Source organism: Helicobacter sp. MIT 00-7814 (assembly GCF_003364115.1).
In the GTDB taxonomy this organism is placed as follows: Bacteria; Campylobacterota; Campylobacteria; order Campylobacterales; family Helicobacteraceae; genus Helicobacter_F.
Genome location: NZ_NXLL01000005.1, coordinates 14,667 through 28,324 on the forward strand (window position 1 = coordinate 14,667; position 13,658 = coordinate 28,324).

Genomic DNA, 13,658 nt, shown 5'->3' on the forward strand with positions numbered 1-13,658 from the left:
TACTTTATTACACTTGCGTTCTCATAATCTCTTTATACGCGTTGATTGCCTTATTTCTCACTTCTAGCATAACTTTCATACTATTTTCAGCCTTGCTAATAGCAATTGCCGCATCGTGCAAATCTTTAATCTGCCCTGTCGCCATATCCGCAAGCGCCTTTTCAGAGGTTTGTTGCAAGGTATTAACATCATCAATCGTTTGTTTGAGCGTTTGGGTAAAATCAGGTCCATCATATTTCGCGCCACTGGCTTTGTTTCCAGCGCTTGAAATACTATTGACATCAGTATGAAGTATGTCGCTTTTGATGACGCCAAATTGAATATCTGCCATTTTTTTCTCCTAACTTTTCACCTAAATCTACGCTTGAAACATACTAATGGCGTTTGTTGCCATATTTTTCGCACTTTGGAATGCGCTAACATTGGCTTGATACGCCCTTGTTGCTTCGATTAAATCGGCCATTTCCACGACTGGATTAACATTTGGATACGCCACATAGCCTTCAGAGTTCGCATCTGGGTGGCTCGGATCGTATTTCATCAATGGCTGTCTATCATCGCGCACGATTTTGTGAATATAAACGCTCATTATAGCAGGTTTTGGCTCGATTCCAAAATCTCCTTCATCAAGCGGATCTTCATATTTGAGCTGATTATTTTTCGTGCCTAAGCGCTCATTTAGCACCTTATTAAAATCAAACGCGCGAAACACCACTTCCCTGCGTCTATATGGTCCGCCCTCATCAGTGCGCGTAGTGTTGGCATTTGCGATATTTGAAGAGATGATATTTGTGCGCACGCGTTGCGCAGAAAGCCCATAGCCACTGATATCAAAGCTAGAGAGAAAAGACATTTTTTGCTCCTAAAATTAGTTAAGATTTTTTCCAGAATCTATCGCATAGCTAAAGATTCCCTTATGGCGCTTGAGCGCGGAAGTGAGGGCTTGATACATTGTAGAGTTTTTACCCATTTCGCTCGTTTCCACATCTAAATCCACGCTATTGCCATCATTGCGCGCTAAATGCCCGTCTCGGAAAAACATCGTCGCCTTATTTAACAAGCTTTGCTTCCCATCAAAATGCGAGTCCTCACTTTGAGTAAGCGGAAGTTCTGTATTTTTATCTTTCTTAAACACCTTGTTTGCGCTCTTTGCAAGGTATTGCTCAAAATTAATATCTTTTGGTCTATAAAATGGCGTATCGACATTTGCAATATTTGAAGAAATCAAATCCTGCCTAAGCGAGCGGAAACTAAGGGCTTCGTAAGTGAGCGGATAGACTTTTGAAATATCTTTGATTAAGCTCATTTTTTCTCCTTAAAACTTCTCAATAACTCCCTAGCCTAAAGCAATAAATATGCCAAAATTGCCTAATTACTCCTTGTATTTTAAAGTCTCAAAGATTTTAGCCAGCACGATAGAATCTTGCAACCTCATCAACCAAAAAAGGTAAAATATGTGCGTGAAAGCGAAGTGTAACGAAGCTAGAGCGAAGGCGAAACGGGATTTACTCCTGCGAGACAATACAAATCAATGTAACAAAAACTTTTCACGCATATAAATACTTACAATCGCGCAAACAAGCAAAAAAATACTTACAAAGCAAATAGATTCCACCGCATTATTGAACAATGCGCTAACACTAGCAACATGAGCCTTTAAAGCTGTATCGATAAATACAATCACAATCCCACAAAGTGCCACACCAAGGCTTATTCCAAGATTTGAGCTAGAGACATATAACCCATTTGCAAGAATCTTAGCTTGTGGGAATGGCACACTTAGCATAAATTGCGCGCTATTATGTGTAATGCCAGCTAAGATTCCAAGTATAAAAAGTAGTGCTCCCATCAAAACCATATGCAATTCAAAAATAAAAATCCCAGCAAATGCCATCATCATAAGCAAAGGCACAAGCATTATCACCAAATACGCATTTTTACTAAGGAGCCTACCAGCAAGGAAATTGCCAATAATATTTGCCCCACCATAAACAAAAAGCAAAAAAGAAATAATGCTAAATGTAAGCCCAGCGCTTTCATGCAAGAAAGTCGAGAGAAAATTATAAAACCCATACATTGCTGCCATAAGACATACCGTCCCAATTAAAGAAGTCCATGAAACAGGGCTTTTAAAGATTGAAAGTTGCACTTTTAGAAGGTTAAAATAATTTTCCTTTACAGGGGCAGATTCTGCTTGTATATGAAGTTGCAAATCCGGCACAAAAAATAGCACATTTACCAATGCTATGAGATTTAGCACAAAGAAAAATCCCATAGCCACTTCAAAACCATACTGCGCGCCCAAAAATGTCGCTAAACTCACACCTAGCACCATTCCAGCAGAGATTCCTAAAAACACTAGAGAGACAAACTTCGCGCTTTTGGTTTTATCCACGCTTAAATCACCCGCAACACTAAGCGCATTTGCAATAAAAATGGGGTGAAACACCGCTGGCACAATCCTTAACACAAATAAAGTGCCAAAATCATTTGTAAAAATACTAAAAAATGAAGTAATACTAAAAACACTTAAGGCAAAAATAAATAAAACCCTAGGCTTGATACGCGCGCAAAGTAGTGGCATAATGGGCGCTGCGATGGTAACAATAAGCGCAAAAATACTGACAATACTGCTTGCCTGCGCGCTACTTATGTTAAATTTTTGCGCTATAAGTGGGACCAACCCCATAATGCCAAGTAAAGAGCTAATGACCGCAAACACACCAAACGAAAGAGTATAGAGAATAAATGCTGGTGTGCGTTTCCTTTGTTTTGAAAAAAGATTCTGTTTCATGGCTTTAGCGCAAAGGAAATTTTTTCAGAGAATCTAGCGTAAAAACAATATCCTCGCCTTCAATCGCACTTGCATGGCAGTTCAAACAGCGTGTGGTATTTTCTTTTACATTGATACTTTTATCCGCGTTAAACGCTTCAAATCTCCACTGCTTGCCATGTTTTTGCATGATAATATAGCGATTAAGATTCCCGTGTGTGCCATTATTATTGGCATATTCCTCCATCGTAATTGTGGCTAATTCAGGGAGTTTGCCCTCTTTTTGCAATGCAAGTATATCTGCCTCTTGCGCGTAAATATCCTCAATAACGCCACCTCGCGTGATACTCGTATAAAGCACGCCATTTTTATAATCTTGTGGAAAAGTAAGATTTTTCACACCTTTGAAATTCTGCGCCACACTCCCGCAAAGACTTAAGATAAATATTACAAATAGCGCACATAATGAATTTTTCTTGTATTGTAAAATTTTCATTTTCACTCCTTTTGTATTTATAGGAAGTGAAATTATAAATGCTGACACTTAGTGTTTGTCAAGGGGGTTTTTACGGAAAAAGCAAAAAAGTACGACAAATTTTAAAAACTATTAAAAAATAGGGGGATAGAAATTTGGAGGACTTGGGGGGATTCTATTTTAGATTCTATTAAAAAAGTAAGCGAGTTTATCGCTTATTATAGGCTAATTAGCCTTTTTCGCGCACTCTGGGCAAATGCCAATAAGCACCGCTGAAGTATCATAAAGCTTATATCCGCTTTTTTCCGCACCTAGCGCTTCTAGCGCACTTGTATCGATTTTAATATCTTCTAGCTTCCCGCATTTTTCACACGCCACATGGATATGTCTATCACAAGCAAGCTCATATTTTTGCTTTTGACTAGGAGCTTTGACTTCGCGCAAAATATTTGCCTCGCATAGCGCGCTAATATTTTTATAAATAGTCGCAAGCGAGATAGAAGGGTAAAAGTCTCTTATATGCGCATAAATCTCATCGACATCCATATGTCCATTTTTTTTGATTTCATTAAGCATCGCAATGCGTTGTGGCGTGATTTTAAGATTTTTCGCCCTTAAATCCTGTGTAAATTGTTGCATTCTTATTCCTATTAATTAAATAGCTTTTGCGCGCATTATAAAAATAAAAGTTAAATTTTGGCAAATGAAATGAAAATTTGCGCTAACAAATCCTAATATTTACAACCCAAATAAGTTGCACGCGCGCACATAAGCCTTAATTAATGTTAAAGCGCAAATTTTGCTACAATAGCGCGCTTATTTAAAATCTTAGAATCTAAGCAACCTTAATAAATTCGAGTTTTCATAAATTGCATACATTAAAAGGACAAAAAATGAAAAAATTTTTACTTTGGCTTTTTGGGATTATTTTTGCGCTTGTGGCGTTGCTTTTTGTCGCGCTTTTTACGCCCATTGGCAATAACCTATTTAAGCCACTTTTGCAAGCGCAAATTGACAAATACGCGCCGCTAAAATTAGAGCTTGAGACTTTCAAACTGCGCTTTAACTCTATTGATGTGCTTATGAGGAATGAAGAAAATATCATCATCACTTTGGGTGGGGATTTTTCGCTTTTTTCGCAAGATGTGGATTTAGCACTCAAAGTCGATGCGAGGGATATTAGCATTTTTGGCGAGCTTGTGGAAACGCCACTAAGCGGAAGTTTCACGCTAGAAGCCCTCGCGCAAGGCAATATCCATAATCTTAGTGTGCGTATCTCAAGCGATATTGCACGCTCTTTTAGCCTTATTAGCGCGTTTGTGAAAGATTTTAGCTTAGAATCCATAAAGGTAGATATTAGAAATCTGCAGATTCAAGAAGCACTCGCAATGGTGGGACAAAAGCCTTATGCAAGCGGACTTTTGGGCGTTGAAGCAGATATAAAAGGAAATGAAAACTTAGAATTTAACGGGCGTGCAGATGTCAAAATCACGCAAGGCGCGCTTTCGCAAAATCTTATCAAAAAAGATTTTGGCGCGGAGATTCCAAAAATAAACTTCACAAACACGCTCGCCCTTATCTTTGATATGGATAAAGTCGCCCACACTCTGCAATTTAGCTCAAATGCTGGCGTGATAGAATCTGAAGGCAAAACAACGCTTGAAAATCTTTTCACAAACAGCACTTATAGCGTCAATCTCTCAAATCTCGCGCTTTTTACGCCATTAGCAGGTATGCCTTTAAGGGGTGATTTTAAAACGCAGGGAAACGCGCTTGGGGCGATTACACAAAATCTTGACATTCAAGGCGTTAGCAATGTGGCAGATTCTAAAACAAGCTACGCGCTCAATCTCAAAAATCTTGCGCCAAATACCGCAACTTTGGGGATTAAGGATTTGCAGATTCACAAAGCACTTTGGATTCTCAATATGCCTCAATATGCCAAAGGCACGCTTACAACAGACATTGACGCATCAAATCTCGCTAACAAGCTAAACGCCACGATAAACGCGCAAATAAAGGGCAGCACGGAAAATGCGGTGATGAAAAAAGAGTTTGAGCTTGATATGCCAAAAACGCCTTTTACGCTTGATATAAGCGCAGATATTAAAGAGCTTAAAGGCAATGCAAACGCGCTTTTTAGCTCGCCATTAGCGACTTTGGAAGCAAAGCCTATAACGCTAGATTTGGAAAAAATCACTTTTAGCGCGCCTTATGCGCTCACGCTCCCGGATTTAGGCAAGCTTCAATTTGCAACCAAACTCAAACTCGTTGGCAAAATCTTAGCGCAAGGAAAATTTAGCTTTGCAGATTCTTTGTTTGCGGATTTCCACACACAAAGCCTAGGCGGGGATATTAGAGGCGAGCTTAAAGATTCTCAAATTAGCGCAAAGCTCGATTCTGTCAATACGCTAAGTTTGCTTAAAATGCTAAATGTCAATCAAATCTTTAGCTCAACGCTTTTTGGCGACTTTGTCTATGATACCAAAATCTCGCAAGGCACGCTAAAAGCAAGTATGAAAGAAGGCAGAATCCTAGAAAATGAACTAACAAAAAATATCAAGCGGTATCTTAATTTTGATATGACAGGCGAGGTGTATAAGGACATTACACTAAGTGCGAATATCGATGAGGCGGTGATTGATTCTGCCTTTAGCCTTGCGAGCAAAAACACCACGATAAGCAGTGAGCGCACGAAGCTTGATTTGGAAAAAGAGAGCATAGATTCTAAGATTTCTGTAGGAATCAAGGAAAATAAAGTTGATGTATATCTCACAAATGCCCTTAGCAAGCCAAGCGTAAGACTTGATGCAAAAAATTTGCTTATCCAAAGCGCGCAAAAAGAAGTTGGCAAACAGGTTGAAAAACTCCTAGAAGATGAAAAAACCAAACAAAAAATCCAAGAAGGGAGCAAAAAGCTTCTTAAGGGCTTATTTAAGTAAGGATTAAAAATGAAAAACAATGCAAGGTGGGCGTTTCTAAGCCTTTTATATGTGGGGAATATCAAAAAAGCGCCCGGCACTTTTGGCACGCTAGCAAGTTTGCCTTTTGCGCTACCGATTTTGTTTTTTTCTCAAGAAAGCTTGTTTTTATGTGCGCTTTTGGTTGGCGTGATTGCGACAAAGCAGATTGATATTTTCGAGCAAAATGGTGGCGCGCACGATGATAAAAGTATCGTCATTGATGAACTTGTGGGTATGTGGATAGCGCTAAGTTTTCTCAATCCCCACGAGCTCTTAGATAAATCGCTCTTTTGGCTGTGTGGCGGGATTTTTACTAGTTTTTTACTTTTTAGAATCTTTGATATTTTCAAGCCCTCATTTATTGGCAAAATCGATAGAGAGGTGAAAGGTGGATTTGGCGTGGTTGGCGATGATGCGTTGGCTGGGCTTGTGGCTGGGATTTGCGCGAAGCTTTTTATCTTTGGGGCGCTACTTTTAGAATCACACTTTGCGTCTTAAAAAGATGTAGCAAAAACTATACAGCACCATAAAACCCACGCTTAGAGCAATGAGTGCGAGTGTATTTTGATACAGCGCGCAACTTAGGACAATAAAAGGCGCGTTGCAAATCCAAAGCAAAAGTGAAGTTTGGGCGTTTTTAAAAGATGAAGCTTGTGTGCGTTTTGAAAGCCTACTAAAAAGCAAGGTATGCAAATGCAGGCTATCTGGTTGCATAGCCTGAAGCTTTTTGCTTTTACGCCGAAAGATTGAAAAGAGCACATTTCAATCTTATATTTTTCCCAAATATCCCTTTGGTGCGGTTATACAGGATTTCTTAACAAAATCTTAAGATTTTCAATATAATTTGTATGCGCTTTAAGATTCTAGAATCTAAAAATTGTAGCATATTTTGCTAGAAATTTTTAGCACGAAACACCACAAGGAGGCAGTTTGAGTAAGATTCACAAAGGTATAAACAAAATCTCGCTAGCCAAAAAGCGCCAAATTCGCTATATCTTGTTGCTTGAAAATCACCATTATGTCGAGTTTTGCAATAAGGCAAGTTTGAAGGAATATATCTTTATCTACCGCGCGCTTTATGATACGCGATTGACACGCGTGAAATACAAGGCGTTTAGGTGCTTGGGTAATATTTTGCGTCAAGTAAATGATGTATAAATGCGCTTACAGTGTGCTTTGTCGCCCTTAAAGCAAAACACAAAGAATATATATTATAATACGCGCTTTTTGCCCTATTTAAGGAGTTAGAATTATGATGAGCGAGCATCTTGTTTTCTCGGGTGTTGTGGGTTTTGTAGCGAGTTTTTGCCTTTGTGTGATGGTCATTTTTGCCTCAAAACGCCTGCATTTTTTTGTGGATTCTGCAAATTCAAAAAAACCACAAAGATTCCACACCGACAATACTTCTAGAGCTGGAGGCGTGGGAATTTTCATAGCGTTTTGCTGTTCATATATACTTTTTTTTGGTTATGATAGGTTGATGCTTGGGCTTTTGTTTGGCGCGTTTATCATCTTTTTTAGCGGGTTGGCTGAAGATTTTAGCTCCTCGCTAAATCCCAAAATAAGGCTTATTTTACAATGCTTTGGCGCATTTTTGGCGTGCTTTTTGATGAGCGTGTATATCAAAGATTTGTCGCTTGGATTTGAGTTGCCAAAGGTGCTTGGTGTGCTTTTTAGCATATTTGCGCTTGTGGGCGTTACAAATGCTATCAATATCATAGATGGCTTTAATGGGCTTGCCAGCGGGATTTGTCTGCTGATTTTTGGGGCGATTGGTTTTGTGGCGTTTGAGGTTGGAGATAAAGATATTTTTGAAATTTGTATTCTCATCATTATGGCGATTTTAGGATTTTTTGTGCTTAATTTTCCAAAGGGCAAAATTTTTTTAGGCGATGGCGGGGCGTATTTTTTGGGCTTTTTGGCAGGATTCTTACTTATCCTTTTGACACAAAAAAATGCAAATGTCAGCACTTGGTTTGGGCTTAGCGTTATGATATATCCAGTATGGGAAGTGCTCTTTTCAATCTATAGAAAAAAGTTTATACGCGGATTGTCGCCAATGCAACCTGATAAAATCCATTTTCACATGCTCATTTTCAAACGCTTTGTGAAAAGCAATCCTTTGACTTCGATGAGTATTTGCGCGCTGCAGGCGCCTTTCATCGTGCTAAGCTGTGTGTTTTATGATAATACTTTTGCGCTTATTAGCATAAGCGTGCTTTTTGTGCTTGTGTATATGTTTATATATAAGCGTCTTGTGTATTTTGCGTGGAAGAGTAAAAAATAAGGGTTTAAAGAGAGCTATTTTTGCTTTTTGAGCTCTTTTTCAAATTTTTTGCGTTTCAAAATTGGAAGTTTATCGACAAACAAAACTCCATTAAGATGATCGATCTCATGCTGGATTGCCACGCTTAGAAAATCCTCTGCCTGCAAAAGCTTGTCATTTCCAAAGCGATCTTTATACGCAAGGCTAATGTGTGAAAAGCGCGTGGTGGATTCATAAAAATCTGGCACTGACAAACAGCCCTCATTCCACGCAATCTCGCCTTCTTGCTTTAAAAACACAGGATTAATAATTTCTAGCAAATCCTCTTTATACTGCTGATTGTCCTCGCGCGGAAGGTTAATAACAAGAATCTGCTTTGCCACGCCCACTTGAATCGCCGCTAATCCCACGCCATTGCGCTCAATCATCGTTTCATACATATCATCAAGCAAAGTGTGAAGTTCAGAATCAAACACCTCTACGGGCTTTGATTTTTCTTTCAAGCGCTTATTAGGATATTTCAAAATTTCCAAAATCATCGTCTATGTCTTCTTCGCCCTCGTGGCTTGCTTTTGACTTATACACTTCAAAGCGTTTGTTCTCTTTTTTCGCAGATTCTAAGGCTTCTTTGGTATTTTCAAGATTCTGCTCTACACTTAAGGTTGTATCAAATCTGCTGATACCAACCACCACCTCGAGATTTACCTGCTCATCGTTTATATACACATTGCTTGTTTTTAGGGTATTGAGCACTTCTTTGATGAATTCTTGACTTTGAGATTCTGTGATATTGCGTATAAACACGCCAAATTCAGAATCCCCAAGATAGCAAAGGCTGTCGTTTTTGCCAAGTTGGTCAAGAAGTATTTTTGAAACCATCTTAATAGTTGTGATAAACGATTTTTTATCCTTAAGCATTTTAAGTAAGTTTTCGCCTAGCTCTATCACGCAAAGCACGCCATTGCACGCAAGATCAGAATCTATCTGACATTCTTTAGCAAGCTGAGAAAGGAAAAACTCCTTATTATAAATCCCAAGCGTGGTGTCATACATAGAATTCTTTTTCATATCAAGCAATTCTTCATAAGTCGCGCCATAGGATTTTGCAATCCCCTTTATTTGATTAAATACGCCTTGATACGCGCTTTGCATATCTTTTAAGAGAATCTTAATAGCATTTTTACTCGCAAAGGGATTTTCTATGTTTTCTATTTCTGTAAGTTTTTCTTGCGCTTTTTGCTCGATTTTTTCTAGATTCTTGCACACCATGCCAATATTTTCTAATATTAGCTTTATCCCGCCAAAGCTCCTATCGACATTCTTTTCAAGCGCGATAATCTTAGTCGTGTAGTTGCGCGCTTCCCTTGCGTGGATAATTTTGTTTTTGATTTCCTCATTAGTTTCTCGCTTAAGATTGCGCTCAAAAATACTTTCAAAATTTTCCGGAAATGGCAAAATGTTTTCATCTTCAAGAATCTGCATAGTTTTTTTGGAAATATCTCTCAAATGCTCTTTAGCTAGGCTTTCTGTATCAGTTTCTACCTTGTCTGCTGGCGTATCACTCTCAAGCTCTAGCCCCAAACTCCCAAAAAAATCATTGTTGTTGTCTAGCATCTTTTGCCTTTATTTTAAGCTTTTATTTAAAATCTCATCGATTAGCCCATATTCCCTTGCTTCCTCGCCACTCATAAAAAAGTCTCTCTCTGTGTCTTGCGAAACTTTCTTAATGCTTTGCCCTGTGTTTTTTGCCATGATTTCATTTAGAATCTTTTTCAAGCGCAAAATCTCTTTCGCCTGTATCTCAATATCCGTCGCCTGCCCCTGCGCACCGCCTAATGGCTGGTGAATCATAATGCGCGAGTTTGGCAAGGAATAACGCTTGCCCTTTGTCCCGCTACTAAGCAAAAATGCGCCTGCGCTTGCTGCCTGCCCGATACAAATCGTGCAAATATCTGGGCGGATATAATTCATCGTATCATAAATACTAAATGCGCTTGTAATCACGCCTCCGGGGGAATTGATATAAAAATTTATATCTTTTTCTGGATCCTCTGCTTCTAAGAAAAGCAATTGCGCCACAATCGAGCTTGCCACATGATCATTTATCTCACCACTTAGCAAAATAATGCGATCTTTTAAAAGCCGCGAGTAAATATCATAACTGCGCTCTCCTCTGCCTGTGCGCTCAATCACATAAGGAATATAAGTCATAAATCCGTCCTTTTTATCTTTAAATTTAAATCTATTTTAAGAATCTTTTGTCGTCTTTGGCGCGCTTTTTGGCTTTTGCCCCTCTTTTTGCGCTTCTTTTTTATCCTCTTGTGAAGTTTTAGAATCTTTAGCTTTCTTAGAATCTTCTAATTTAGAATCAAGCAAGAAGTTTAGCACTCTATCTTCAACCATAGCCATTTTAATCGCTGGTAAAAGATTATTTGCCTTATAATACTCCATCATCGCCTTTGGATCCTGCCCCATCATCATAGATTCATAATAAATTGTCTGCAACACTTCATTATCTGAAATGGCAATGTTATTTTTCTTTGCAAGTGCGTCCATGATGAAAGTTACCTGCACGCTTTTTTGTGCCTCTTCTTTGAAGCTATCGCGCTTTGCCTTGGCTTTTTTCTCATCATTTTTAATCTCTTCAAACTCTTCTGGCGCGATGGCATTTAGTGCATTGCGGAATAAAATATCCATCTCCTGCTCAACAATAAGCTCTGGCAAATCAAAGCTAATCTCCTTAATAAGCGCATTTAAGAGCTTTTCTTTCAACTCCTTATTATAAGCATTTGTTTTGTTTTCCACTTCTAATTGCTCTTTTATTGCGTCTTTCAACCCTTCCAATGTGCCAGAATCCCCAAGCACAGATTTTGCAAACGCATCATCAATCTTTGGCAACTCTTTTTGTGAAATCTTATGCACGCTGACTTTGAATTCCGCCTCTTTGCCCGCTAAATGCGCTGCGTTGTAATCTTTTGGAAAAGTCACTTTGATTGTCTTATTTTCCCCTGTTTTCATACCAATAAGAGAATCTTCAAAACCGGGGATAAACTGATTTGAGCCAATGCTAAGATTATAATTCTCTCCCTTGCCACCTTCAAACGCCTTCCCATCAATAAAGCCTTCAAAATCAATTGTCGCTACATCGTCTTTCACAAGTGCATGTGTTTTTGGCATTTCCTTAAGCGGTGCGCGCGATTTTGCGATTTCTTCTAAGCGCTCATCAATTTGCTTTTTGCTCACCGCTGGAAGTTTGACTTCTGGCACACAAGAAAGCGCCTTATCCACGCTAAATTCTGGTGTGAGTGAGATTTTTATCTCTACATCGATTTGTCCGTCTTTTTCCTCAAACTTTGTAATCGCTGGATTCCCTAGAATCTGCGTGTGCGAGATGCCTAATTTTTTCGCGCCCTCTGTGAGTAAATCCTGAATCGCCTCTTGCTTAGAATCTTGCTCGATTTGCTCTTTGTAGCGCGATTGAATGAGGTTTTTTGGCACTTTACCTTTTCTGAATCCATCAAGCTTTATGTTTTTTGCGATTTTTTTAATCACACCTTCAATCTTTTCTTCCAAAGTCTTTTTGGAGATATTCCCGCTCACGCTTGCATTTGCGGAGTTGTGTTTTTGCGTGTTGATAGTAGAAGTTGTAGAATCCATATCTTTCCTTAATGAGTTATGAAGTATAATGCGCGCGCATTCTAGCAAAAGATTCTTAAATTTTAGATTATTGTTACAAAGGGACGCATATATGCCACTTTCACAAATCCGCCAAAAACTCAAAAACAATATCAATCTTTCCCCCAGCTTTGGCAATGTGATAAAAGTCATGCCAAATATGATTGTCGCACATGGAATCCGCCCAAGTGTAGGCGATATCGTGGAATTTATCTCTAAAGATTCTCAAAATGAAGACTTTCAAGTACAAAGCCACCAAAAAGGGCAAGGCGGGGAATTAGGCAGAGAACAAGACAGAGAATTAGGAATGGTGAGCGCGATTGAAGAAGATTCTTTTTTGATAAGTCCATTTTCCTTTGTGGAAGGGCGCAAAAGCGGGGATATCGTGCGGATTGTGAATCCGGGCTTGCAAATCCCTGTGGGCGATGCGCTCAAAGGACGCATTATTAACCCGCTAGGCGTGCCAATTGATAACAAAGGCGCCATTCTCACAACCGACACTACGCCGCTTATGCGTCCGCCCATAGGCGCAATGAAGCGCGGTGTGATAGATGAGATTTTTAGCGTTGGGGTGAAAAGTATCGATGGTTTGCTCACCTGTGGTAAAGGGCAAAAGATGGGAATCTTCGCAGGTTCAGGAGTTGGGAAATCTAGCCTTATGGGAATGATCGTGCAAGGCGCGCAAGCACAAATTAAGGTTATCGCGCTTATTGGCGAGCGCGGAAGAGAAGTGCCAGAATTTGTGCAAAAAAATCTCGGCAATGATTTGACAAATACTATTATCGTCGTTGCTACAAGTGATGATTCCCCGCTTATGCGAAAATACGGCGCTTTTAGCGCGATGGCGATTGCGGAGTATTTCAAGCAACTTGGTAATGATGTGCTTTTTATTATGGATTCTGTGACGCGTTTTGCAATGGCGCAAAGAGAAATTGGACTATCCCTCGGTGAGCCACCAACAAGCAAAGGCTATCCGCCCTCAACCCTCACACTTTTGCCTCAACTCATGGAGCGCGCGGGCAAGGAAGAAGGTGTGGGCTCAATCACGGCATTTTTTACGATTTTGGTTGAAGGCGATGATTTAAGCGATCCGATTGCGGATCAAAGTCGCTCGATTTTGGACGGACATATCGTGCTTTCGCGCGAACTTACGGATTTTGGGATTTATCCGCCTATTCAGATTCTCTCTTCTGCTTCAAGGCTTTTAAATGATATTGTCAGCCCCGCACATTTACAAGCTGTGCGGAAGTTTCGGCGCTTGTATGCGTTATTAAAAGAAAATGAAGTGCTTATCCGCATCGGCGCGTATCAAAAAGGAAGCGATCCCGAGCTTGATGAAGCGCTTAGTAAAAAGGCGCTGATGGAGGATTTTCTTACTCAAGATTTAAAGCAAAAGTGGGAATTTAGCAAAACTTTAGAGCAGCTGCAAGTGATTATGAGCTAGATTTTTGCTACAATATGCCTTTTTTGCAAATTGCAACTTTACCTTCAAATCTTTATTTTCAA

Annotated in this window: 16 protein-coding genes; 5 read left to right on the plus strand and 11 right to left on the minus strand. The window is 39.5% G+C overall.

Going from position 1 to position 13,658, the window contains the following annotated elements; genetic code table 11:
* Positions 1-7: 7 nt before the first annotated feature.
* The 6 genes from fliE to CQA49_RS02415 form a co-directional block, all read right to left on the minus strand.
* On the minus strand, positions 8-331 hold the full coding sequence (gene fliE, locus CQA49_RS02390) for a flagellar hook-basal body complex protein FliE (RefSeq protein WP_115574371.1): 324 nt from the start codon (positions 329-331) through the stop codon (positions 8-10).
* A gap of 27 nt (positions 332-358) precedes the next feature.
* Positions 359-853 (minus strand): flagellar basal body rod protein FlgC, encoded by a 495-nt coding sequence (flgC, locus tag CQA49_RS02395; protein WP_115574372.1) that lies wholly within the window; start codon positions 851-853, stop codon positions 359-361.
* Between the two features lie 15 nt (positions 854-868).
* Positions 869-1,306: a flagellar basal body rod protein FlgB gene (flgB, locus tag CQA49_RS02400; RefSeq protein ID WP_115574373.1), complete on the minus strand. Its 438-nt coding sequence runs from the start codon at positions 1,304-1,306 to the stop codon at positions 869-871.
* Between the two features lie 222 nt (positions 1,307-1,528).
* Entirely contained in the window at positions 1,529-2,794 is a 1,266-nt protein-coding gene (locus tag CQA49_RS02405; RefSeq protein WP_115574374.1) for an MFS transporter, read from the minus strand.
* A gap of 4 nt (positions 2,795-2,798) precedes the next feature.
* Positions 2,799-3,269 (minus strand): cytochrome P460 family protein, encoded by a 471-nt coding sequence (locus tag CQA49_RS02410; protein ID WP_115574375.1) that lies wholly within the window; start codon positions 3,267-3,269, stop codon positions 2,799-2,801.
* 204 nt (positions 3,270-3,473) lie between these two features.
* Positions 3,474-3,887: a Fur family transcriptional regulator gene (locus CQA49_RS02415; protein ID WP_115574376.1), complete on the minus strand. Its 414-nt coding sequence runs from the start codon at positions 3,885-3,887 to the stop codon at positions 3,474-3,476.
* A 254-nt stretch (positions 3,888-4,141) separates the two neighbouring features.
* Here CQA49_RS02415 and CQA49_RS02420 point away from each other — a divergent pair, with 254 nt between their 5' ends.
* Both CQA49_RS02420 and CQA49_RS02425 read left to right on the plus strand, forming a co-directional pair.
* Positions 4,142-6,190, plus strand: a complete 2,049-nt coding sequence (locus CQA49_RS02420) for a hypothetical protein (RefSeq protein WP_115574377.1) — start codon at positions 4,142-4,144, stop codon at positions 6,188-6,190.
* Between the two features lie 9 nt (positions 6,191-6,199).
* Complete coding sequence (locus tag CQA49_RS02425; RefSeq protein ID WP_115574378.1) at positions 6,200-6,709, plus strand: phosphatidylglycerophosphatase A; 510 nt, start codon at positions 6,200-6,202, stop codon at positions 6,707-6,709.
* On the opposite strand, the gene CQA49_RS02430 is transcribed toward CQA49_RS02425, so the two are convergent.
* On the minus strand, positions 6,692-6,925 hold the full coding sequence (locus CQA49_RS02430; RefSeq protein ID WP_147288645.1) for a hypothetical protein: 234 nt from the start codon (positions 6,923-6,925) through the stop codon (positions 6,692-6,694). The two genes, CQA49_RS02425 and CQA49_RS02430, sit on opposite strands and share 18 nt — an antisense overlap.
* A gap of 216 nt (positions 6,926-7,141) precedes the next feature.
* Here CQA49_RS02430 and CQA49_RS02435 point away from each other — a divergent pair, with 216 nt between their 5' ends.
* Both CQA49_RS02435 and CQA49_RS02440 read left to right on the plus strand, forming a co-directional pair.
* On the plus strand, positions 7,142-7,369 hold the full coding sequence (locus CQA49_RS02435; protein ID WP_115574380.1) for a hypothetical protein: 228 nt from the start codon (positions 7,142-7,144) through the stop codon (positions 7,367-7,369).
* 94 nt (positions 7,370-7,463) lie between these two features.
* Positions 7,464-8,498 (plus strand): glycosyltransferase family 4 protein, encoded by a 1,035-nt coding sequence (locus CQA49_RS02440; RefSeq protein ID WP_258864161.1) that lies wholly within the window; start codon positions 7,464-7,466, stop codon positions 8,496-8,498.
* Positions 8,499-8,512: 14 nt separating this feature from the next.
* Here the strand turns inward: CQA49_RS02440 and def are convergent, their stop codons facing one another.
* The 4 genes from def to tig are packed head-to-tail and all read right to left on the minus strand — an operon-like array spanning position 8,513 to position 12,134.
* Positions 8,513-9,016: a peptide deformylase gene (gene def / locus CQA49_RS02445; RefSeq protein WP_115574381.1), complete on the minus strand. Its 504-nt coding sequence runs from the start codon at positions 9,014-9,016 to the stop codon at positions 8,513-8,515.
* Positions 8,988-10,091, minus strand: a complete 1,104-nt coding sequence (locus tag CQA49_RS02450; RefSeq protein ID WP_115574382.1) for a diguanylate cyclase domain-containing protein — start codon at positions 10,089-10,091, stop codon at positions 8,988-8,990. Before CQA49_RS02450 ends, def begins: the two co-directional genes overlap by 29 nt.
* 9 nt (positions 10,092-10,100) lie before the next feature.
* Positions 10,101-10,688, minus strand: coding sequence for an ATP-dependent Clp endopeptidase proteolytic subunit ClpP (gene clpP / locus CQA49_RS02455; RefSeq protein ID WP_115574383.1), 588 nt, complete (start codon positions 10,686-10,688; stop codon positions 10,101-10,103).
* Positions 10,689-10,724: 36 nt separating this feature from the next.
* A complete protein-coding gene (gene tig, locus CQA49_RS02460; protein WP_115574384.1) occupies positions 10,725-12,134 on the minus strand; it encodes a trigger factor in 1,410 nt (469 codons plus the stop codon).
* 91 nt (positions 12,135-12,225) lie between these two features.
* Here tig and fliI point away from each other — a divergent pair, with 91 nt between their 5' ends.
* Positions 12,226-13,596: a flagellar protein export ATPase FliI gene (gene fliI / locus CQA49_RS02465; RefSeq protein WP_115574385.1), complete on the plus strand. Its 1,371-nt coding sequence runs from the start codon at positions 12,226-12,228 to the stop codon at positions 13,594-13,596.
* Positions 13,597-13,658: the final 62 nt, after the last annotated feature.

Excerpts from the sequence above, each read along its gene's own strand:
- CQA49_RS02410 (WP_115574375.1), bottom strand. The coding sequence starts at position 3,269 with ATGAAAATTTTACAATACAAGAAAAATTCATTATGTGCGCTATTTGTA.
- CQA49_RS02405 (WP_115574374.1), bottom strand. The coding sequence starts at position 2,794 with ATGAAACAGAATCTTTTTTCAAAACAAAGGAAACGCACACCAGCATTT.
- fliI (WP_115574385.1), top strand. The coding sequence starts at position 12,226 with ATGCCACTTTCACAAATCCGCCAAAAACTCAAAAACAATATCAATCTT.
- CQA49_RS02430 (WP_147288645.1), bottom strand. The coding sequence starts at position 6,925 with ATGCAACCAGATAGCCTGCATTTGCATACCTTGCTTTTTAGTAGGCTT.
- CQA49_RS02425 (WP_115574378.1), top strand. The coding sequence starts at position 6,200 with ATGAAAAACAATGCAAGGTGGGCGTTTCTAAGCCTTTTATATGTGGGG.
- fliE (WP_115574371.1), bottom strand. The coding sequence starts at position 331 with ATGGCAGATATTCAATTTGGCGTCATCAAAAGCGACATACTTCATACT.
- CQA49_RS02420 (WP_115574377.1), top strand. The coding sequence starts at position 4,142 with ATGAAAAAATTTTTACTTTGGCTTTTTGGGATTATTTTTGCGCTTGTG.
- flgB (WP_115574373.1), bottom strand. The coding sequence starts at position 1,306 with ATGAGCTTAATCAAAGATATTTCAAAAGTCTATCCGCTCACTTACGAA.
- clpP (WP_115574383.1), bottom strand. The coding sequence starts at position 10,688 with ATGACTTATATTCCTTATGTGATTGAGCGCACAGGCAGAGGAGAGCGC.
- tig (WP_115574384.1), bottom strand. The coding sequence starts at position 12,134 with ATGGATTCTACAACTTCTACTATCAACACGCAAAAACACAACTCCGCA.
- CQA49_RS02415 (WP_115574376.1), bottom strand. The coding sequence starts at position 3,887 with ATGCAACAATTTACACAGGATTTAAGGGCGAAAAATCTTAAAATCACG.
- CQA49_RS02440 (WP_258864161.1), top strand. The coding sequence starts at position 7,464 with ATGATGAGCGAGCATCTTGTTTTCTCGGGTGTTGTGGGTTTTGTAGCG.
- CQA49_RS02450 (WP_115574382.1), bottom strand. The coding sequence starts at position 10,091 with ATGCTAGACAACAACAATGATTTTTTTGGGAGTTTGGGGCTAGAGCTT.
- flgC (WP_115574372.1), bottom strand. The coding sequence starts at position 853 with ATGTCTTTTCTCTCTAGCTTTGATATCAGTGGCTATGGGCTTTCTGCG.
- def (WP_115574381.1), bottom strand. The coding sequence starts at position 9,016 with ATGATTTTGGAAATTTTGAAATATCCTAATAAGCGCTTGAAAGAAAAA.